Genomic DNA, 19130 nt, shown 5'->3' with positions numbered 1-19130 from the left:
CCGTCCGGAATCAGTCTAACGCCTTCCGGTAGAAGCGGCCATCCTTCATGATCGCTACTATTCCGTGCCGTACCTCGCTCAGCAGGCCGATGTCGACGGACGGATCGCCGTCCACCACTAGCAGGTCCGCCAGCGCGCCCGCCGCAACGACGCCCAGCCGCCCGCTCTGGCCTACGATCTCGGCGTTCACCGCCGTGGCCGACTTGATGATATCCATCGGCGGCAAGATGTTGGCGCGCAGCTCGAACTCCTTGGTCTGCGCGGCGATCATCTCGCCCATCAGGTCGGTGCCGAAGCCCATGGTGACGTTCGCATCTCGGCACACCTCGAGCATGTTCAGCCCCGCGGCGTTCACCTCCGCCAGCTTGCGCTTCACCTCGGGCCGCAGCCCGTAGGCGTCGGCATTGTCGGCGGATTCGCGGTAGCAGATCAGGGTCGGCACCATGAAGGCGCCCTTCTCGGCCATGAACCGCGCCGTCTCCGGATCGATGAAATTGCCGTGCTCGATGGTGCGCACGCCGCTCTCCACCGCGCGGCGCGTGCTCTTCGCGGTGTAGCTGTGGGCGGCGACATAGGTGCCGCGCGCCGCCGCTTCCTCGACGGCGGTGCGGATCTCCTCCAGCGAATATTGCGTATTCTCGAGTGCGTCGTGCGGGCTGCCCACGCCGCCCGAGACCATGACCTTGATATGGTCGGCGCCCTTGCGCAGCTCCTCGCGCACGGCAAGGCGGACCTGGTCGGGGCCGTCGGCCAGGCGTGTCATGATGTCGAGCGCAGAGGTGCAGGCGCAGGGCACGCTATCGTCGGTACGCGGGCGATGGTCGCCGTGGCCGCCCGTCTGGCCGAGTGCGCGGCCGGAAACGAACAGGCGCGGCCCTTCGACGAGGCCGAGCTCGATCGCGGTCTTCATCCCCCAGTCGCCGCCGGCGACGTCGCGCACGGTGGTGAAGCCGCGCATCAGCATGGCGCGCACCCGGTGGATGGCATGCGCCATCATCAGCGTGTGCGGCATATGCCGCTCATGATCCGAATTGAGGTGGATCGAATAGACGTGGACATGGGCATCGATCAGGCCCGGCATCAGCGTGCGGCCCTTGAGATCGATGACTTCCGCCCCCTCGGCGCGAACCGGCACGTCAGAGACTTCGCGGATCTCCCTGCCTTCGACGAGGACGTGCATGCCGTCCTGCGGGGTGTCGGCGATGCCGTCGATCAGGCGGGCATTGGCGAAGACTATCATGAATGGCTCCGGATCACGCGGCGGCGGCTTGCGCGCGGCCGCGACGGTTGGCGAGCGGGGCGACGCCCAGCACGATGAGGGTGAATATGACGAAATGGGCGGTGGCGCCCCAGCTCAGGCCCAGCGGCCCGGCAGCGGTGATCGCCACACCGCCGAGCCAGGCGCCGAGCGAGCTGCCCGCCGTCATCGCCGCCGAGGACGCGGCGGCGAGCCGGCCGGCGGGATCGGCGAGGGACAGCACGCCCATCACATAAGGAGTGATGAACAGCGAAAGCAGCATGAAGGCCGGTACGGCGAGGGTGAAGCTGGTCGCCGTGGCGACATAACCGATCACCAGCACCGTCGCGATCTTGAGCGCCACCGCGGTCAGCATCGGCACGCCATAGCCGAGCCGCGTGTCGATCGCGCGAGCGAGGCCCGGCCCGGCGATGGTGAGGAAGGCAGAAAGCGACAGCACCTGGCCGATCGCCTTGACGTCCAATCCGTCACGAACGCCGATCCGCTCGATGAAGGTGAAGACCATGTTGTGGCCCGACCACAGGATGATCAGCGCTGCAAAGGCCAGATAGCCGAAGGCAGGCAGGTCGCGCAGCCTGAGGCCGCTGATCTCGCTGGCCGAAAGCCGGTCCGCCGGAAAGAAGGGCATGAAGCAGGCGCCGAGGATGGCGACGCCGCCCATCGACAGGAACGCCCCTCCCGCGCCGTCCCAGCTGATCGCATAGGGAACGACGAGATAGAAGAAGGTCGAGAACAGGGCATAGACGACGTTCAGCACCGCGAAGGCGCGGGTCGGCCGGGCCGATCCCGCCGCGAGGCTGAACACGATCGCCACGACCAGCCCCTTGCCGAGACCGCAGAGCATGCGCGCGGCGGTGAGCAGTATTTCGCTATGCGCGAAGGCGGAGGCGACGTTGCCCGCGATCAGCAATATCAGACCGACGATCACCGTCGGGCGCGTCGGGAAGGACTGGATGCGCAGCGCCACCAGCACCGAGACGATGGCGACCGCCAGGAACTCCATCGATCCGATGCGGCCGGCCGCCGCCTCGCTGAGATGCAGGTCCTGGATCACCGCCCCGACCCAGAGCGGCATCACCATCTGCGAGGAAAAGCCGCAGCACACCACGAACAGCAGGGCGCACCATTGCAGCCGCGAGAAATCGCGGCCCGTGCCGTCCGCGGCGGTGCCCGAGGCCAGCGCCATGCTCAGGCGGCCGCGTCGACGACGCCGTCCGCTATATCGGCGGCGCGACGTTCGGCAGTTCGCCGCTCGGGCGGCCCATAGCCGCCACCGCCGCCGGTCTCCGCCACGAAGCGGTCGCCGCGCCGGAGCGGAAGCTGCTCCACCTTGTTGACGACGAAGCCGTCGGGCCGGTCGGCCGTATAGACGGTCACCTTGGGCGAGGCGCCGTCCTGCCCGCCGAACAGGCCCCATTCGGGCGTCCGGGCACGATCGAAGTGGAGCGTCACTCCCATGTCGGCCAGCGCCTCATATTCCTTCACGACATTCTGGCCGCCGCGGAATTCGCCGTCACCGCCGCTGCCGCGCCCCAGTTCCAGCCGGCGGATGAGCACCGGCGTTCGATGCTCCAGCGTCTCGACCGGCATGTTGCGGAAATCGCCCGCCGCACTGTGGATGATCGCGCTCGGCCCGTCCCCCTGTGCCGAGGCGCCCCAGCCGCCGTCCAGCGCCTCGCCGCTGGTGAAGCCCTGGCCGGTCCTGGGATCGGTGCCGATCAGGAAGATGTTCCAGCTGTCGCCCGGCAGGCCGGCGGCGACATGCTCCGGCAGCACGTCGGAAAGCGCCTTGATGATCAGGTCGATCAGCAGCATCACCGGATGGGGTCGCATGCAGGGCGCCGGAGCCTCGGCGGCATAGATGGAGCCGGGCTCGGCGATCACCTCGATCGCGCGAAAGCTGCCGTCGTTGATGTCGGGCTCGCGCTCCGGCACCAGCAGGGCGAGCGCGAGGCGCACCGCCGACACGGTATTGGCATAGCCGGTGTTGAGGTTGCCCGGCCGCTGGCGCGCGGAGCCGGTGGTATCCACTGTCATGCGATCGCCCGCGATCGTCACCGTCACCTTCGCCTCGACCGGATCGTCGGTGACGCCGTCATTGTCCGAGCAGCCTTCGGCGACATAGACGCCATCGGGGATCGAGCCGATGAAGGCGCGGAATTTCGCCTCGGTGGCATCGAAGAAGCGGGTGGCGCAGGCTTCGAGCACCTCCTGTCCGAAGCGGCCCTTGAGCCATTTCATCCGCTCCGCGCCCAGCCGGATCGCGGCGATCTGCGCCTTGAGGTCGCCCATCAGCGTCTTCGGCACGCGGCTGTTGAGACAGAGCAGGTCGATCACGTCACGTACCCATTCGCCGCGCTGCATGATCCGCGTCGGGCCCCAGCGCACCCCTTCCTGGAAGATGTTGCGGCTGTTGACCGGAAAGCCCGGTTCCGCGGTGCCGATATCGGCCCAGTGGGCGCGCACCGCTATGAAGCCCAGCACTTCCTCCTCGTCGGCGATCACGCCGATGACGTCGACATCGTTGAGATGGCCGCCGGTGATGTAGCTGTCGTTGACGGTGAACACGTCGCCGGCCTGCATGCCGTCCAGCCCATAGCGCTCGATCGTCGCCCGCAAGCCCGCATCGAGGCCGCCGGTAAACAGCGGCAGGCCGGCATATTGGCCGAGCAGCCTGGCCCGGCGGTCGAACAGCGCGATGCCATAGTCATGCGCTTCGTAGAGGATCGGCGAATAGGCCGAGCGCGCGATCATCGCGCTCATGTCGTCGGCGATCGCGTTATAGGCGTTGCGGACCACCTCGCTGGTGATCGGATCGGGTGTGACCGTCATCCCTGAGAGCCCTTCCAGCGGAGGATGAGATTGCCGAGCGTATCGATGTTCGCCGTGAAATCGGGCGGAACGATGGTGGTGCAGGTCTGCTCCTCGACGACGCAAGGGCCTGGATAGGGCGTGCCCGGCGTCATCCCGCCGCGGGCGATGAAGCGGGTGTCGAGCGTGACGCCGTCGAACTGTACAGGAAGGATGCGATCCGGCGCGGCAGCCGGATCGGACCCTTCCGCCGCGGCGATCAGTTCCGCCGCATCCAGGCCGATGCCGCCGATCGCCCGCAGCCGGAGCGTCGCCGCCTCCAGCGCTTCGTCCGGGTTGCTGTGCCCGAAGGTGGCGAGATAGGCCGCGTCGAAATCCGCGCGCAGCCTCGCCGCGGAGCCAGCCGGATCGCCGAAGAGGGCGGCGTCGATCGCAATCCCGATGGCATGTTCCTGACCGACATAGCGGATATCGAGCGTGCGGGCGAAGTGGATGGCCTCGACGGCCACCCCCTCCTGAGCGAGGATCGGCCCCAGTTCCTCCTCGATCGCCCGATAGCGTGCATCCAGCGCCTGCCAGTCGAGCGTATCAACCGGCTGGAGCAGGGTTTCAGCGCGATCGTGGATCAGATCGGACTGTAGCATGCCCCAGGCCGAGAAGGCGCCGGCGGCATGCGGGACCACCACGGTGCCGATGTTGAGCAGCCGGGCGATGTCCGCCGCATGCATCGGTCCCGCGCCGCCATAGGCGACCAGCGCGAAATCGCGCGGGTCGATGCCGCGCCGGACGGTGATGGTGCGGATGGCATTGGCCATCTGCTCGTTGATGACGTCGAGTATGCCCTGCGCCATCGCATCGCCGGAGAGGCCGAAGCTCTCGGCAAAGCTTGCGATCACCTGGCGCGCCAGCGCCGCGTCGAGCTTCAGGTCGCCGAAGGCGCAGCCGTCTTCGAGCCGGCCGAGCGCGATATTGGCATCGGTGACGGTCGGCTGCGTGCCGCCATGGCCGTAGCACGCCGGCCCGGGACGGGCGCCGGCGCTCTGCGGGCCGACCCGCAACGCGCCCATGTCGCTCCAGGCGATGCTGCCGCCGCCGGCACCGATAGTATGGATATCCACCATCGGCGCGAGAATCGGAAAGCCGCCGACCTCGCGCTCGGTCCGCACGCCGGACTGGCCGTCGATGACGAGGCTGGCTTCGAAGCTGGTGCCACCCATGTCGATGCAGATGAGGTTGGGCATGTCCGCCACCGCGGAGAGCGCGCAACCGGCGACATTGCCGCCCACGGGCCCGGACAGCAGCGAGAGTATGCCCTTTTCGCCGGCATCATCCGCTCGCATCAGGCCGCCATTGGATTGCAGCAGGAACAGCCGGGTTTCGGCCTTGGCGCGCAGTGCTTCGAGCAGATCGGCCAGATAGCGTTTGAGTATCGGCGAGGTGTATCCGTTGATCACGGCCGTGCTGGTGCGCTCATATTCGCGCCATTCGCGGCACACCTCGTGCGAAGGGCCGATCAGCACGCCCGGCAGGGCCGCTCGCAATGCGTCGGCCACCGCGGCTTCGTTCGCCGGATTGCGATAACTGTGCAGCAGGCAGATCGCGACCGCCTCGTAACCACGTTCGGCGATCTCGGCCGCCAGTTGGGCAAGGGCCTGGGGATCGGGCTCCTCGACGATCGTGCCGTCCGCCAGGGTACGCTCGGCAACCTCGAAGATGTCGCGGCGTGCGACGAGCGGCTGCGGATAGCGAAAATGCATATCGTAGGGCTGGGGCCGATTGCCGCGCCGCATTTCATAGACGTCGCGGAACCCCTTGGTCGCGATCAGTGCCATGCGCGCACCCTTGCGCTCCAGAAAGGCGTTGAGATGCACGGTCGTCCCATGAAGCACCGTGGCGGTCGTCGCCGCATCGATGCCAGCCTGGTCCAGCGCGGCGATCACGGAGGGCCAGAAGAGCGGGGGCGACGACGGCACCTTCACCGTCGAGAACCGCCGTGTCTCGGCATCGAACATCGCCAAGTCCGTGAATGTACCGCCCACGTCGATGCCGACATGCGCCCTTACGCTGGTCAATTTGGTCTCCCGGGAGTCGCCTCTGTTTCGAGAGACCTAGCTTAAGAAAAAAATTTGCCAACCCGGATATTGAATATTGGATCCAAAAATTTTCGCGCTATGAAGGGTGGCGAACGCCGAGCCGCTCGACGCGGCCGAAAAGCGGGGAGACCACCATGATCTGCATGCGAGCGGCCATCTCGGCCGGAATTTCCGTCATTGCCCTTTGCAGCGCCGCAGGCGCCCAGGCGCAGTCCGCACCCGTCCAGACGGCCGCGGCCGAGTCGGCCGGCGACGCCCAGTTCGGCAACGAGATCGTCGTCACCGCACAGCGGCGCGCCGAAACGGTGCAGAGCGTGCCGATCTCGATCAACGCCTTCGGCAGCAAGCAGCTTCAGGATCTCCGCGCGACCACGCCCGCCGATATCGCCACCCTGTCGCCAGGGGTGTTCGTAACCGGATCGCGCGGCGATCAGAACCCGGTCTTCTCGATCCGAGGCCTCAGCCTCAACGACACCTTCTCGAACAACAACCCCGAAGTCGGCATCTATTTCGATGACGTCATTCTGCCCTATACGCCGATGCTGTCCTTCCAGATGTTCGACATCCAACGAGTCGAGGTGCTGAAGGGACCGCAGGGCACGCTCTACGGCCGCAACACGACAGCCGGCGCGATCAACTTCATCAGCGCCAAGCCGACGCAGGATTTTCAGGGTTATTTCACCGGCACCTATGCGCGTTACGGCCGCAAGGAACTGGAGGGCGCATTCGGTGGGGGCGTGACCGACACTCTCGCCGTCCGCTTTTCCGGCAAGACCGTGCAGCAGAGCAGCGGCTGGCAATATAACGACCTGACCGGACAGCATATCGGCAAGGTCAACAATGTCGCGCTGCGTGCCCAGGCGCTCTGGACGCCGACGGAGCGGCTGACCGTCCATCTCGAAGGCACCTACGTCTACGATCATTCGGACGTCCAGCAGCGCGAGCATATCGGCTATTATGCCGGCGCGTTCGGCGCGGGCGGCTATTGCGCCCCGGCACTTGCCGGCTACCGCGACGAATCGCAGTGCGTCGATTTCCTCGGCTATTCGGACACCGATCCGAACCGCCGTCACGTCCAGGACAGTTCGCTTTACGGCGTCAAATCCGATTCCCGCGGCCAGGGCGTGATGCTCAATGTCGGCTATGATCTGGGCGGCGCGAAACTGACGTCGATCACCGGCTACAACCATTTCAAGCGCAGGTCCGGCGACGATTCCGATGGTGCAGCCCTGATCGAGCTGGATTCGCTGTTCACCGACAAGATCAAATCCTTCACGCAGGAGCTCCGTCTCTCCTCCGAAGGCAATGGCCCGCTGACCTGGGTCGGCGGTCTCTATTATTCGTGGGATCGCATCGCCGGCGACGCGCTCCAGGCGCTCGACGATCACATCTTCCACACCCGCGTCGACACCAGCTACGTGCAGACCACCAAGGCCTACGCCGCGTTCGGCCAGCTGTCCTACGCGCTCACCGACAAACTGAAGCTGACGGGCGGCCTGCGTTTCACGCGGGACGAGAAGCGCTACACCTACGATGCGGTGGATCTCGATCCGTTCGGCGATTCCACATTGCCGACACCGGCCGGGCTGGTGAAGAACCACGTCAACCAGAGCAACGTCTCGGGCAAAGTAGGCATCGACTATAAGGTCGATCGCGACCTCATGCTCTACGCAAGCGCCAGCAAGGGCTTCAAGAGTGGCGGCTTCAAGGCGGCGATCGCGTTCAATCCCGACGAGGTGGCGCCGTTCCGCGGCGAGACGGTGTGGGCCTATGAGGCCGGTGTGAAATCCACCCTCATGGGCGGCAAGCTCACTCTCAACGCCGCCGGCTATTACAATAATTGGCGCAACTTCCAGGCAATGGTGACCGAGATCCGCAGCGGCATCAACGTCATCACCCTCTCCAACGCCGGCAATGCCCGCGTCTATGGCGGCGAGGTCGAGGCGCAGCTCCGGCCGACCGATAGCCTGCAGTTCCGCGCCAGCGCGAACTGGCAAAGCACGAAGATCACCAAGTTCAATACAGCACCGGGATCGGACGACTATACCGGCAACCGCCTCGCCAACGCGCCGAAGCTGACCGCGAGCGGCCAGGCCCGCTGGGAGACGCCGATCGGCGGCGATAGCTGGGGCGTCTACATCCTCGGCGACGCATCCTATCGCAGCAAGGTCTACTTCTCTCTCGCCAATCGCGGCCAGAACTCGCAGGACGGCTACTGGCTGTTGAACGGCCGCATCGGCATCCACGACAAGCAGGATCGCTGGGAGCTTGCGGTGTTCGGCAAGAATATTCTCAACAAGCTCTATGTCAGCGCCTCCTACGACAATTGGGGCGGCATCTTCCCATCCCAGGATTTCCTGGGCGATCCGGCCACTTACGGCGTCCAGGCGACCGTCCGCTTCTGAGCTCCTCCCCGGCCGCTGCGTGAGTGGCGGCCGGCCCCCGGTGATCCATGCAAGAACGAAAACACAATCTCTGGTGGGCCACTGCTGGCGAACGAAACCTGTCGCCCGCGCTTGAAGGCCGCATGCGCACCGACATAGCGGTGATCGGCGCCGGCATCATGGGCACCTCGGCCGCTCTTTCGCTTGCCGAGCAGGGTGCCGGGGTGGTCGTGCTGGAAGCGGGAGAGATTGGCGAAGGCGCCTCGTCCCGGCCGGGCGGCTTCGTCGTGCCGCATTTCAGCGTGGGTTCGCCCGCCGAAGTGCGCGAGCGGATCGGCGATGATGCCGATCGTACGCTGCAGCTGGCGGGCGGCTCGGCCCAGGCCGTGTTCGATCGCATCCGCACGCTCGGCATCGACTGCGACGCCAGCCAGACCGGCTGGTATCACCCCGCCCACAGCGCCGGAGCCTTCGCCCGCGTGCGCGCGATAGCCGAGCAGTGGACCGCGCTCGGCTTTCCGGGCGAGCTGCTGGATGCCGCCGAGACGGAGATACGCACCGGCGCACGCGGCTATGCCGGAAGCTGGTATGCACCCACCGGCGGCACATTGCATCCGCTGCGCTATTGCCGTGGACTTGCCGATGCGGCGATCGCGCGCGGCGCGCGCATCCACGAGCAGTCCGCGGCGCTCGCCATCGAAAGGCGCGCCGGCCGCTATCTGATCCGCACTTCCAAGGGGGAGCTGATCGCCGAGAAGGTCGTGGTCTGCACCAACGGCCTTGCCTCCGAACTCGTCCCGCCCATGACCGCCAGCATCGTACCGCTGCGCGTCTGGCAATGCGCCACCGAGCCGCTGCCGGCGAGCTGGCGCGCGCATCTGTTCCAGCGCGGCGAATGCCTGTCCGACACCCGGCGCAACCTCTTCACCTATCGCTTCGACGCCGACGGGCGGCTGATCACCGGTGCGCTCGACGCGGCCGGCGTCTCTGGCGAGCGGGCCGGCCGGGCGATGGCCCGGCGCCTCGCGCGCGAGCTGCGCCTGCCCGGCGTGCCGCGCATCGAATATCTCTGGTGGGGCGACAGCTCGCTCTCCGCGACGCGGCTGCCGGCGACGCTGGTGGTCGATGGCGGCGTGCTGTCCGCCACCGCGTGCAACGCCCGCGGCATCGCGCTCTCGACCGTCGTCGGCGAGGCGGTGGGCCGCTATGCGCTGGGCGGCGAGCGTCCGCCGGTGACCGTGCTCGGCGATGCCGCCCGCTCCACCGCGCGGCTGCAATCCCGGCTCAGCCGCTTCTATCCCCATTTCGCGCCGCTGCTCGACTGGCTCGACACGCGCCGCTCCCACGCCTGAGGACGCTATGCCCAACCTGATCGAAGAGATGTTCGCCTGGTGGAACGAGGCGATGCGCACGCCGGAACTGCTCACGGCCGAGAATTTCGCACGCTTCTACACCGCCGATGGCCGGCTGATCGTCAACGGCAATCTGCGTGCCACCGGACCCGCGGCGCTGGCGAGCCACTATGCCGCCATCGCCGCGCGCTGCGAGGAGGTGGCGATGGTCCTCCCGGTTGAGGAAGGCTTCGCCACTGCCGATCGCGCCTTCGTCCATTGCCGCACCCATGTCGTCGCCGAGGGCAAGCAGGCCGCCGAGGAAGCGATGGCCTATGCCGTCGTCGAGGATGGCCGGATCGCCCTCCTCCGCGTCGTCTCGTTGTCGGTCTGAACGGAGCCTGCCATGGTCGCCCTGTCCCGCCGCGTCACCGGCACGTCGCGCAAGAGCTACGGCATGTACGAGCAGGCGCTGGGCCTCGCCGCCCAGGGCGTCGATCTCGTCCATCTCGAATTCGGCCGCCCGATCCACGACACGCCCGCCCATATCAAGCAGGCTACGGTGGACGCGCTGAACGCCGGCCACGTCCACTATAGCGAGATGATGGGCGAGCGCACCTTTCGCGAGGCGCTGGCCGGCAAGCTGCGCGCCTTCAACCGGATCGAGGCCGATCCGTCCGAGATCCTCGTCACAAACGGCCTGACCCAGGGGAGCTTCGCCGCCTTCATGGCGCTGATCGATCCGGGCGACGAGGTGATCCTGCTCGATCCCTATTATCCGCAGCATGTCGGCAAGATCGAAATGGCGGGCGGCCGCATCGTCACCGTGCCGCTGGACGCCGCGGCCAATTTCGCGATCCGGGCCGACTGGATCGAAGCGGCGGTGACGCCGCGCACGCGGATGATCGTGATCGTCAATCCGGCCAACCCGACGGGCCGCGTCTACAGCCGCGCGGAACTGGCCGGTCTCGCCGAGGTCGCGATCCGCCACGATCTCGTCGTCGTGTCGGACGAGGTCTATGAATATATCACCTTCGACGGCGCGGAGCATGTGAGCGTCGCCGCGTTGCCGGGGATGAAGGAGCGCACCGTCTCGCTGTTCGCCTTCACCAAGGCCTATGCGATGGACGGCTGGCGACTGGGCTATGCGGTGGCGGACGCGGCGCTGATGCCGGGGCTCGTCAAGGTCTCGACCAGCGCGGTGACGCACGTCAACGCCTTCATCCAATATGGCGGCCTCGCCGCGGTGACGGGGCCGAGCGCGCCGATGACCGCGATGGTGGAGGACGACCGGGCGAAGCGCGACCTCGTCGTGCGGCGGCTGAACCAGATGCCGGGGGTGCGCTGCGCCCTGCCGGAAGGGACGATCTACGCCTTCCCCGACATAAGCGGCACCGGCCTTGAATCGCAGACGCTGGCCGAGCGGCTGCTGCACGAGGCGCATGTCGTGGTGGAGGCGGGGAGCTTCTACGGGGCCGGCGGCGAGGGGCATTTGCGGCTGTGCTTCGGGTCGGAATCGGCGGAGCGGATCGAGACCGCGCTCGACCGGATGTCGCGGCTGTTCAACGCGCTCTGAATTTTCCTTCACCCCGGGGGAGGCCACGAATCCGCCGGTTGCCACCTGCGTTGAAATGCTTTAAGCCTAAAGCAAATGAGGAGGCGCCGCATGCGGGTGGCATGTCTGGGTGGTGGCCCTGGTGGGCTGTATTTCGCGATTTCGATGAAGCTGCGCGATCCGTCGCACGACATCGTCGTGGTGGAGCGCAACAAGGCCGGCGACACGTTCGGCTGGGGCGTGGTCTTTTCCGACCAGACGCTGGCCAACCTCACCGCCAACGATCCGGTGAGCGCCAGGACGATCGCCGCCGAATTCGCCCATTGGGACGATATCGAGGTGGTGATCGGCGATCATGTCGAGCGATCGGGCGGGCACGGCTTCATCGGCATCGGCCGCAAGCGGCTGCTCCAGATCCTGCAGGACCGCGCGCGCGAGCTGGGCGTCCGGCTAGAGTTCGAGACCGAATTCTCCGCCGACCTGTCGGCCTGGGCCGACTATGACCTGATCGTCGCCGCGGACGGCATCAACAGCCGCATCCGCGCCGCGCATGAGGACCGCTTCGGCGTCGACATCGAGACGCGGGCGAACAAGTTCATGTGGCTCGGCACGCCGCGCCTGTTCGACGCGTTCGGATTCCTGTTCGAGGAGACCGAGGCGGGCTGGATCTGGGCGCACGCCTATCGCTTCGACGAGACGCGATCGACCTTCATCGTCGAATGTTCGGAGGCGACCTGGGCCGGCCTCGGCTTCGACCGGATGGAGCAGGACGAGGCGATCGCCACCTGCGAGCGGATCTTCGCGCGGCACCTGAAGGGCGAGCCGCTGCTCAGCAATGCCGGCCATCTGCGCGGATCTGCGGCGTGGATCAACTTCCGCCGGGTGCTGTGCGAAAGCTGGTCGTTCGACAATGTCGTGCTGCTCGGCGACGCCGCGCACACCGCGCATTTCTCGATCGGATCGGGCACGAAACTGGCCCTGGAAGACGCGATCAAGCTGGCCGAGGTGATGAGCCGCGCACCGATCGCGGACCGCGCCGGCATGGCCGCGGCGCTGGCCGAATATCAGACCGAGCGCCATGTCGAGGTGCTCAAGATCCAGAATTCGGCGCGCAACTCGACCGAGTGGTTCGAGACGCTGGATCGCTATGTCGGCTTCGCGCCGGAGCAGTTCGCCTATTCGCTGCTCACCCGGTCGCAGCGGGTGAGCCACGAGAATCTGCGGCTGCGCGATCCGAAATGGCTGGAGCATATCGAGCGCTGGTTCGCGACCCGCGCCGGGCTGAACCGCACCGAGGCACCAGCACCGCCGATGTTCACCCCCTATGTGCTGCGCAACCTGCGCCTCGCCAACCGCGTCGTGGTGTCGCCGGTGCTCACCTATGCGGCGGCGGCGGACGGCAGCCCGAGCGACTTCCACCTCGTCCATTATGGCGCGCGCGCGCTGGGCGGCGCCGGGCTGGTCGTCACCGAGATGACCGCGGTCAGCGCGGACGGGCGCATCACCCCGGCCTGCCCCGGCCTCTATGACGAGGCGCATGTCGCCGCCTGGCGCCGGGTCACCGATTTCGTCCACGCCCAGGGCGAGACGCGGATGTGCGTGCAGCTGGGCCATGCCGGCCCGCGCGGCGCCACCCAGGCCGACGCGCTGAGGCCGGACCGGCCGCTGCCCGAGGGCGCCGGCTGGCCGCTGATCGCCGCATCCGCCCTGCCCTATCGCCCGGCCGGCCAGACGCCCGCGGAAATGAGCCGCGCGGAGATGGAGCGGGTGTGCCGCGATTTCGCCGCCGCGGCGAAGCGGGCAAGCGACGCCGGCTTCGACATGATCGAGATCCAGGCGGGCCACGGCTTCCTGCTCTCCAGCTTCCTCACCCCGCTGATGAACCGGCGCGAGGACGCATTCGGCGGCAGCCTGGAGAACCGGCTGCGCTTCCCGGCCGAGGTGGTGCGCGCGGTGCGCGCGGCCTGGGGCGAGGAGCGTCCGATCGCGGTACGCATCTCCGCCAGCGACTGGGTGGGCGAAGCGGGCATCACCCCTGCCGACGCGGTGCGCATCTCGGCCGCGCTGCGCGAGGCGGGCGCGGACCTGATCGACGTATCCTCGGGCGAGACCTCGGCCGATGCCCGCCCGGTCTATGGCCGCATGTTCCAGACCCCGTTCGCGGACCGGATCCGCAACGAGGCGGATTGCCCGACCATGGCCGTCGGCAACATCTTCGAGGCGGACCATGTCAACTCGATCCTGGCGGCAGGCCGGGCCGACCTGGTGGCGCTGGGCCGGCCGCACCTCGCCGATCCGCACTGGACGCTGCGCGCCGCGGCCGAGGCCGGCTATCGCGACCTCGCCATCCCGCCGCTCTACACGCTCGGCCAGGCGCAGCTCGCCCGCACCTTGCCACGGCGCGCGGACGCGGCATGAGGGGAAGCGCCCGTGGGTGCACGCTTTCGGATTGACAGAAAGGGTGATGCACCTTCTTCCGTCGCCCCCGCGCACAGACGCGACTTCGCCCTACGGTGAAGATCAGTTCGAGGACGACGAGGCTATGTGCTCGAAGCGTGAAGGGGCGGTGGAGGGGACCGATAATGGCGATCCGCGAGAAACATGACGGGAAGCTGGCCGGGCGGATGGACGTGCGCGTCTGGCTGCGCCTGCTGAGCTGCTCGACGATCATCGAGAAGAGGCTGCGCCGGCGCTTCGCCGATCGATATGACACGACGCTGCCGCGCTTCGACGTGCTGGCCACCCTGGAGCGGCATCCGGACGGCGTGACGATGGGCGAGCTTTCGCGCGCGCTGCTCGTTTCCAACGGCAACGTCACCGCGCTGGTCCGCCAGCTGGAAGGCGCGGGGCTGGTTTCGACGCGCTCGCCGGAAGGCGACCGCCGATCGTCGATCGTCGCGCTGACCGCGGAGGGCCGCAGCCACTTCGCCGAGCTGGCGGCGGCGCACCACGCCTGGATCAAGGGCATGTTCGCCGGCGTGCCCAATGCCGACCTGCGCGCGCTGTTCGATCTGCTCGCCACGGTCAAGGCATCGATCGCGGCCGAGGATAGCGAAGCCGACGAAACCGATGAAGCCAACGAAACCGGCGGAGCCGGCGGAAGGGAGAGGGAATGACATTCGTTACGCGCCAGACCGTCCGTTTCGCCCATGTCGATCCGGCCGGGATCGTTTTCTACCCGCGCTATTTCGAGATGCTCAACGCGGCGGTGGAGGATTATTTCGCCGAGGCGGTGGGCGTGGATTTCGCCACCATGCATCTGGAGCGGCATCTGGGCGTGCCGACCGTGAAGCTGGAGACCGAGTTCCTCGCCCCCAGCCGGCTGGGCGACGTGCTGGATTTCCGGATCGAGGTGACGCGCGTCGGCCGCAGCTCCGCCGACGTGGCGGTGGAGGTGCGCTGCGGCGCCGAGACGCGCCTGCGCATCGCCGTGGTACTGGTGTGCATGGACCTGAAGACCGGCCGGCCCGTGGCGTGGCCGGCGGATATGCGGCCGGTGGCAGCGGCTGAGGCGGCGTAGGGGGACTGGGCGGGCAGCGTGAAGCCTCATGCGCGCCGGGTTGAACGTCACGAGATGAGTTTTAGGGGATTCGCGGCGGATCGTGCTAGCCGACAGCATGGCTAAGCGCGAAATCGGTCTGGCTGTTGCTCTCTTCGGCATTGCTGCGGAGCCGGCGCTCGCCAACGAACTATTTTCGGTGACGGTGCCCGCGTCACAGGCGCACAATATGGCTCGTCATCTCCGCGCTTGCGGCCTCACGACAGCGGTCGCGCGTGGCGCCGACGCCAGACATGCGCGGGTCGAAGCGTGGTTTTCTACTTCGATCGATTACAAAAAACTCGACTGCGCTTTGAGAGCGATCCATCCCGAAGTGTCGGACAAGGGTGGTGGCTTCGTCGGTAACGAAGACTATCAGCCTGAAACGGCGCGTCCTTCGCAACAACCCGACTGAGAAGGATGCAGCGTCTGTCGCAAATATGGTCAGCGCCCTGTTGCACGGCGCGAGGCGGAGGAAATCGGACGTTCAATCCCGCATGATCTGCACGACCGTCTTGGCCAGTTTATACGGACCAAAGTCCGGATACATATCCGCGGCACGCTTAAACTCGCTCTGCGCCCATTGTCGGGCATGCTCCTCAACTTGCGGCAACCTTTGCCGGACAAGGATCCGCAGCGTAAAATCCTCGTCCCCCGAACAGCCCTCCGTTCCGCATTCGTGATAGAGAAGCGCTACGGCCTTTATTTCTCCGGAAGGCGAGAAGAAGACCTGTGCTCTTTGCGTGCAGATATGGGGATAGCACCCACCCAGGCTGATGATCCCATCGTCGAATGTGACCGGTGCCGCACTCGAAGCAGACAGCGTGAGCATGACCTGATCAAATTTATCGTCGTCGGGAACCGTCCAGCTCTCTTTTCCCCGGCCAAGAAAACGGCGAAGTTCCCGCTGGAAATCCTTCCGGACAATAAGTTCCGCCATGAAGACGCAATGATCGACCCGTGCCAGGCTGCAGCTTTGTGACGTTGCACCGGCAAGGGCCAAGGCCACGAAATATAGTAGCATAGGCAAAAATCTATCACGTGGAACCGGACGCGCAACCCCTGCCGGTGGGCGCTAACGGCGACGCCGACCCCGGCGGGCGATTGCATTGACGATCGCGCGCGAGCCCAGGCCCACAGCCATGGTGATCGCGGCGGCCATCGCCACCGAGCTGAACCGTCCCTGCCACAGGTGGCCGGTCACCCGCATCCGCGTGTTGACGTAGCCGGCGTAATGACGGTGGACGTAACGGAAGATGCGCCGCTGTCCATCCTCGTCTCGCGGCACCACGACGACATGGACGTGGTTCGGCATCAGACAATAGGACCAGACCGCTACCCCCGATCGGGCCGCTCCTTCCGACAGAAGGTCGAGATACAGCGCGCAGTCGCCATCCTCGAAGAAGGTCCGCTCGCGGCGACTGCCGCGCTGGGTCACGTGATGCGGGGTGGCCGGAAGGACGACGCGAGGCAGTCTGGCCATGGCCCCTCCCTGGCCCTATCGGACAAGTTTAGGAGTTTTTCCACATGTCACCGTAATAGCAGCTCGGCTGCGCATAGGCGATCTATAAGCCGCAGTGGGATCGGTCGCGGATGCTGAAGAGCGTGTGTCCGCTGGGGACGTGGCGGCCGCAGTGAAGCCCGCCCGCTGGGCCCCACCCGAAGGTGGGATTGAGCCAGCGCAGGCAGCTAAGCTGTCCGACACTAGACGGACGGGCTTCGCCACGGATTTAGCTCGCCGCGCGGCCGGCCTCAAGGCGGCGAGAGAGTCGAATAGCTCACGCGCAAGTGTGCGAAGCTCATAGCTGCCCGCTTCGACGAGTTGGCCGGTCGCGAGCCGGCATGCACTAGATCAGGGCGGAATGTCTTAGATAGTGGGAAGCGGTCATCTCAACGCAGCCGCGAGGGCGTTGAAAATGGCAGTAGCCGCGTCCAGCGTTGGAAGGCTTGAAACTTGTCCATCGCCAACCTCCAGCAACCACCAGCGCCCGTGGGTATCCCTTCCGAAGTCCGCCGACGCAAATGGGCTGGGCAGCTTTTCCGCAACGCTTTGCAGAAGGTGTTGCGGGGGCGGACCGAGCGCACTCGCTGCGTCGGATCGAGGCCAGCAACCAACGATCTGCCCGTCAACGATGAAGGCGCGATATTCATGGGCAGGCCCGCCAATCGGGAGTAGCGGCACATAGCTCTTGAATACGATGCCGCCGACAATACTTTCGCCTTGAAGCTCTCTAAAGCGGCTCACGACGCGATCTACTTCAACGGTGTCGGATGCGTCATTTATATAGCAGGCTTCACGCCAATATCCGGATGCCTGTGATTTCACCCAGTCCTTGATGACAAGCGGAGAGGCGCCGAACTGCGCAAGGATTCTTTGCCTTTGTCCTGCATCATCGAGTTCATCGAGCTGTTGCCAAGCGGTGGCGGGCATCCATTGCGCAAGTTGCGCATAGGATCCCGGCGCATGGTGGCAGGCGGTGTATTGTTCCGGCGTCGTCAGGAGAAAGATTCCACGTTTTGCAAGCTCAGCGAAGAGAGCGGCATAGGCATCAGTGCTCAGCATCCAGCCTCGGTAAACAGCCTTTCCGGCCTCATCGAAGCGAGTCTTGCGTAATGCGCTCGTGGGATCAACTCGTCTATCGAGATTATCGTGATCCAGCCGCACTGTATTGAAGCCAGTTGATCTGGCGGGCTCGACCTCGTTGGCAAAATCCGGCTCGACAGAGCGAGGATCGAGTGGGTCGGCGCAGAAGATGGCGAACGGTGTAGGCATGCAGCCACTATGCGGTGTTCGTCGCAATCAGCAAGGTTCGCTATTAGGCGATTCCAGTCCGTCCGCCGCGGGTCGCTGTCCGACGAACCGGAAAGGCGAGAAATGGTAGATTGCAGATAGTCTCCTATCGCCATCGCAACCGGCGTAAGCAGACATGGGCTTTGGTGGCCGACTATTCCTATCTCGGCTAGCGAGGCTTTGATTGAGGCCAGATTGCCGCCACACCGCCTGGGAACACCATGAATGCGTGTTCATCGTCAGCCATAAAATCCGCGACAACTTCCTTTGGTTCGGACAGTTCCTTCTCACGGCATGTCATCGTGATCCGAACGGATTGCGCTCGTGGCATCTTCGGAAAAGGCTCCGCGCTAATTACCCTCCGATTGGTGCAATATTTCAAAGTTTCCGCAAATTTCGCCCGGTTCATGGGCATGCCGAAATCTGGCGCAAGCATGATGAGCATACCACGCGCGATTTTTTCATAAGCAACATCGTCCTGCTTATCTGTTGCCTCAAGCAGTTTAAGGATTGTGCGCTTAGCCCCTTCCGATGTGGAAAATGTACCTAATCCATAAGGCTGCGGGTCTGTTGATACTGGCATTGCCGAGATTGTTGCCCATACTAGAAGTGAAAGCATGTTCATTCCCACCAGTGAATGGACTGGGAGCTAGCGCGAACCACTAGCGTCGGCAATCAGGATCGCGAGACCGGCAGCCAACGGCTAACTACGGGCGATTTCCTACGTCGCGCTCGGCTGATCGGTGCCGCACCGCGAGCGGTGAAAGTGGTGGAGAGCAGCCCTTCACTCGTCGTCTCTTAGCCGCCGCAACACGCCCTTAGCGTCGCGCTCAAATCTGCTGCCTGCTTCGTTGTCAAGGAGAGGCAGCACGTCAGGATCGTAGTTCACAATTGTATTTACATCATAAACACCGTGACGTTGCGGATCATTCATATAGTCCTGATTTTCATCTCCAGCAAAGAAGCGCCAGCCACTATCCTCAGCTCTCGTAGATGCCTCTCGGTACATGTAGCCAACTTTTTCACCGTCAACTGTTATTCGGTCTGTGGCGAGACATCCGCCCCTACCGAGGGCGATCGGCGCGATTTCATGAGCCTTTAACTTATAAATCTTTCCGAGCACTTTCTTCTCCAGCATCTGAGCGGGTTCAGAGTGCCATTACGTCCCAACGTCCGCAAGTGCGCGCTCCCCGCCGCTCCCCTTAGTGACGCGATGCCCGGCGCCGGACGACAAGGATAAAGTGGGAAGCTGCCATCAGCACGGGCCGTACCAAAACACACCTTGGCTTGGCTCGGAGTAACAAGATGCAGGCATTGGTAGGTCCGTTTTGCTGCGCGGTACTTCATAGCCATAGCCGCCATCGAAATA

At 65.4% G+C, this 19130-nt stretch carries 17 protein-coding genes; 8 read left to right on the top strand and 9 right to left on the bottom strand.

Features of this window, described 5'->3' with window-relative positions; all coding sequences use genetic code 11:
• Nucleotides 1–10: 10 nt before the first annotated feature.
• The 4 genes from GQY20_RS25360 to GQY20_RS25345 are packed head-to-tail and all read right to left on the bottom strand — an operon-like array spanning nucleotide 11 to nucleotide 6141.
• Nucleotides 11–1240, bottom strand: coding sequence for a metal-dependent hydrolase family protein (locus tag GQY20_RS25360; RefSeq protein WP_157219958.1), 1230 nt, complete (start codon nucleotides 1238–1240; stop codon nucleotides 11–13).
• Between the two features lie 13 nt (nucleotides 1241–1253).
• A complete protein-coding gene (locus tag GQY20_RS25355; protein ID WP_157219957.1) occupies nucleotides 1254–2444 on the bottom strand; it encodes an MFS transporter in 1191 nt (396 codons plus the stop codon).
• A gap of 2 nt (nucleotides 2445–2446) precedes the next feature.
• A complete protein-coding gene (locus GQY20_RS25350) occupies nucleotides 2447–4090 on the bottom strand; it encodes a hydantoinase B/oxoprolinase family protein (RefSeq protein WP_157219956.1) in 1644 nt (547 codons plus the stop codon).
• Complete coding sequence (locus tag GQY20_RS25345) at nucleotides 4087–6141, bottom strand: hydantoinase/oxoprolinase family protein (RefSeq protein WP_198351202.1); 2055 nt, start codon at nucleotides 6139–6141, stop codon at nucleotides 4087–4089. Before GQY20_RS25345 ends, GQY20_RS25350 begins: the two co-directional genes overlap by 4 nt.
• A gap of 155 nt (nucleotides 6142–6296) precedes the next feature.
• Between GQY20_RS25345 and GQY20_RS25340 the strand changes: the two genes are divergently transcribed.
• The 8 genes from GQY20_RS25340 to GQY20_RS25305 all read left to right on the top strand — a co-directional run bounded on the left by GQY20_RS25340 (nucleotide 6297) and on the right by GQY20_RS25305 (nucleotide 15385).
• Nucleotides 6297–8567, top strand: coding sequence for a TonB-dependent receptor (locus tag GQY20_RS25340; RefSeq protein ID WP_198351201.1), 2271 nt, complete (start codon nucleotides 6297–6299; stop codon nucleotides 8565–8567).
• A 122-nt stretch (nucleotides 8568–8689) separates the two neighbouring features.
• Nucleotides 8690–9898 (top strand): NAD(P)/FAD-dependent oxidoreductase, encoded by a 1209-nt coding sequence (locus tag GQY20_RS25335; RefSeq protein ID WP_157219954.1) that lies wholly within the window; start codon nucleotides 8690–8692, stop codon nucleotides 9896–9898.
• Nucleotides 9899–9905: 7 nt separating this feature from the next.
• Nucleotides 9906–10271 (top strand): nuclear transport factor 2 family protein, encoded by a 366-nt coding sequence (locus GQY20_RS25330; RefSeq protein ID WP_157219953.1) that lies wholly within the window; start codon nucleotides 9906–9908, stop codon nucleotides 10269–10271.
• 12 nt (nucleotides 10272–10283) lie between these two features.
• Entirely contained in the window at nucleotides 10284–11453 is a 1170-nt protein-coding gene (locus GQY20_RS25325) for a pyridoxal phosphate-dependent aminotransferase (protein ID WP_157219952.1), read from the top strand.
• A 90-nt stretch (nucleotides 11454–11543) separates the two neighbouring features.
• Entirely contained in the window at nucleotides 11544–13850 is a 2307-nt protein-coding gene (locus GQY20_RS25320; protein WP_157219951.1) for a bifunctional salicylyl-CoA 5-hydroxylase/oxidoreductase, read from the top strand.
• 164 nt (nucleotides 13851–14014) lie between these two features.
• Nucleotides 14015–14548 (top strand): MarR family winged helix-turn-helix transcriptional regulator, encoded by a 534-nt coding sequence (locus GQY20_RS25315; protein ID WP_157219950.1) that lies wholly within the window; start codon nucleotides 14015–14017, stop codon nucleotides 14546–14548.
• The gene (locus tag GQY20_RS25310; protein ID WP_157219949.1) at nucleotides 14545–14952 is read left to right on the top strand and encodes an acyl-CoA thioesterase; all 408 of its coding nucleotides are present in this window, start codon (nucleotides 14545–14547) and stop codon (nucleotides 14950–14952) included. Before GQY20_RS25315 ends, GQY20_RS25310 begins: the two co-directional genes overlap by 4 nt.
• A gap of 97 nt (nucleotides 14953–15049) precedes the next feature.
• The gene (locus GQY20_RS25305; protein ID WP_157219948.1) at nucleotides 15050–15385 is read left to right on the top strand and encodes a hypothetical protein; all 336 of its coding nucleotides are present in this window, start codon (nucleotides 15050–15052) and stop codon (nucleotides 15383–15385) included.
• Between the two features lie 72 nt (nucleotides 15386–15457).
• Here the strand turns inward: GQY20_RS25305 and GQY20_RS25300 are convergent, their stop codons facing one another.
• From GQY20_RS25300 to GQY20_RS25280, 5 genes are all read right to left on the bottom strand, one after another.
• On the bottom strand, nucleotides 15458–15979 hold the full coding sequence (locus tag GQY20_RS25300; protein ID WP_198351200.1) for a hypothetical protein: 522 nt from the start codon (nucleotides 15977–15979) through the stop codon (nucleotides 15458–15460).
• A gap of 66 nt (nucleotides 15980–16045) precedes the next feature.
• Nucleotides 16046–16453 (bottom strand): transposase, encoded by a 408-nt coding sequence (locus tag GQY20_RS25295; protein WP_198351199.1) that lies wholly within the window; start codon nucleotides 16451–16453, stop codon nucleotides 16046–16048.
• 402 nt (nucleotides 16454–16855) lie between these two features.
• Nucleotides 16856–17743 (bottom strand): ATP-grasp domain-containing protein, encoded by an 888-nt coding sequence (locus GQY20_RS25290; RefSeq protein ID WP_157219946.1) that lies wholly within the window; start codon nucleotides 17741–17743, stop codon nucleotides 16856–16858.
• Between the two features lie 187 nt (nucleotides 17744–17930).
• Complete coding sequence (locus GQY20_RS25285) at nucleotides 17931–18380, bottom strand: hypothetical protein (RefSeq protein WP_157219945.1); 450 nt, start codon at nucleotides 18378–18380, stop codon at nucleotides 17931–17933.
• A 165-nt stretch (nucleotides 18381–18545) separates the two neighbouring features.
• Complete coding sequence (locus GQY20_RS25280; protein WP_157219944.1) at nucleotides 18546–18899, bottom strand: DUF2185 domain-containing protein; 354 nt, start codon at nucleotides 18897–18899, stop codon at nucleotides 18546–18548.
• Nucleotides 18900–19130: the final 231 nt, after the last annotated feature.

Source organism: Flavisphingomonas formosensis (assembly GCF_009755815.1).
Classification (GTDB): domain Bacteria; phylum Pseudomonadota; class Alphaproteobacteria; order Sphingomonadales; family Sphingomonadaceae; genus Flavisphingomonas; species Flavisphingomonas formosensis.
Note: the sequence above shows the minus strand (reverse complement) of the source record. Positions and strands in the feature narration are given on the sequence as shown.

Coding starts and splice junctions, on each gene's coding strand:
- GQY20_RS25320 (WP_157219951.1), top strand. CDS start 11,544: ATGCGGGTGGCATGTCTGGGTGGTGGCCCTGGTGGGCTGTATTTCGCG.
- GQY20_RS25335 (WP_157219954.1), top strand. CDS start 8,690: ATGCGCACCGACATAGCGGTGATCGGCGCCGGCATCATGGGCACCTCG.
- GQY20_RS25305 (WP_157219948.1), top strand. CDS start 15,050: ATGGCTAAGCGCGAAATCGGTCTGGCTGTTGCTCTCTTCGGCATTGCT.
- GQY20_RS25350 (WP_157219956.1), bottom strand. CDS start 4,090: ATGACGGTCACACCCGATCCGATCACCAGCGAGGTGGTCCGCAACGCC.
- GQY20_RS25285 (WP_157219945.1), bottom strand. CDS start 18,380: ATGCTTTCACTTCTAGTATGGGCAACAATCTCGGCAATGCCAGTATCA.
- GQY20_RS25280 (WP_157219944.1), bottom strand. CDS start 18,899: ATGCTGGAGAAGAAAGTGCTCGGAAAGATTTATAAGTTAAAGGCTCAT.
- GQY20_RS25310 (WP_157219949.1), top strand. CDS start 14,545: ATGACATTCGTTACGCGCCAGACCGTCCGTTTCGCCCATGTCGATCCG.
- GQY20_RS25330 (WP_157219953.1), top strand. CDS start 9,906: ATGCCCAACCTGATCGAAGAGATGTTCGCCTGGTGGAACGAGGCGATG.
- GQY20_RS25325 (WP_157219952.1), top strand. CDS start 10,284: ATGGTCGCCCTGTCCCGCCGCGTCACCGGCACGTCGCGCAAGAGCTAC.
- GQY20_RS25340 (WP_198351201.1), top strand. CDS start 6,297: ATGATCTGCATGCGAGCGGCCATCTCGGCCGGAATTTCCGTCATTGCC.
- GQY20_RS25355 (WP_157219957.1), bottom strand. CDS start 2,444: ATGGCGCTGGCCTCGGGCACCGCCGCGGACGGCACGGGCCGCGATTTC.
- GQY20_RS25360 (WP_157219958.1), bottom strand. CDS start 1,240: ATGATAGTCTTCGCCAATGCCCGCCTGATCGACGGCATCGCCGACACC.
- GQY20_RS25315 (WP_157219950.1), top strand. CDS start 14,015: ATGGCGATCCGCGAGAAACATGACGGGAAGCTGGCCGGGCGGATGGAC.
- GQY20_RS25290 (WP_157219946.1), bottom strand. CDS start 17,743: ATGCCTACACCGTTCGCCATCTTCTGCGCCGACCCACTCGATCCTCGC.
- GQY20_RS25295 (WP_198351199.1), bottom strand. CDS start 16,453: ATGGCCAGACTGCCTCGCGTCGTCCTTCCGGCCACCCCGCATCACGTG.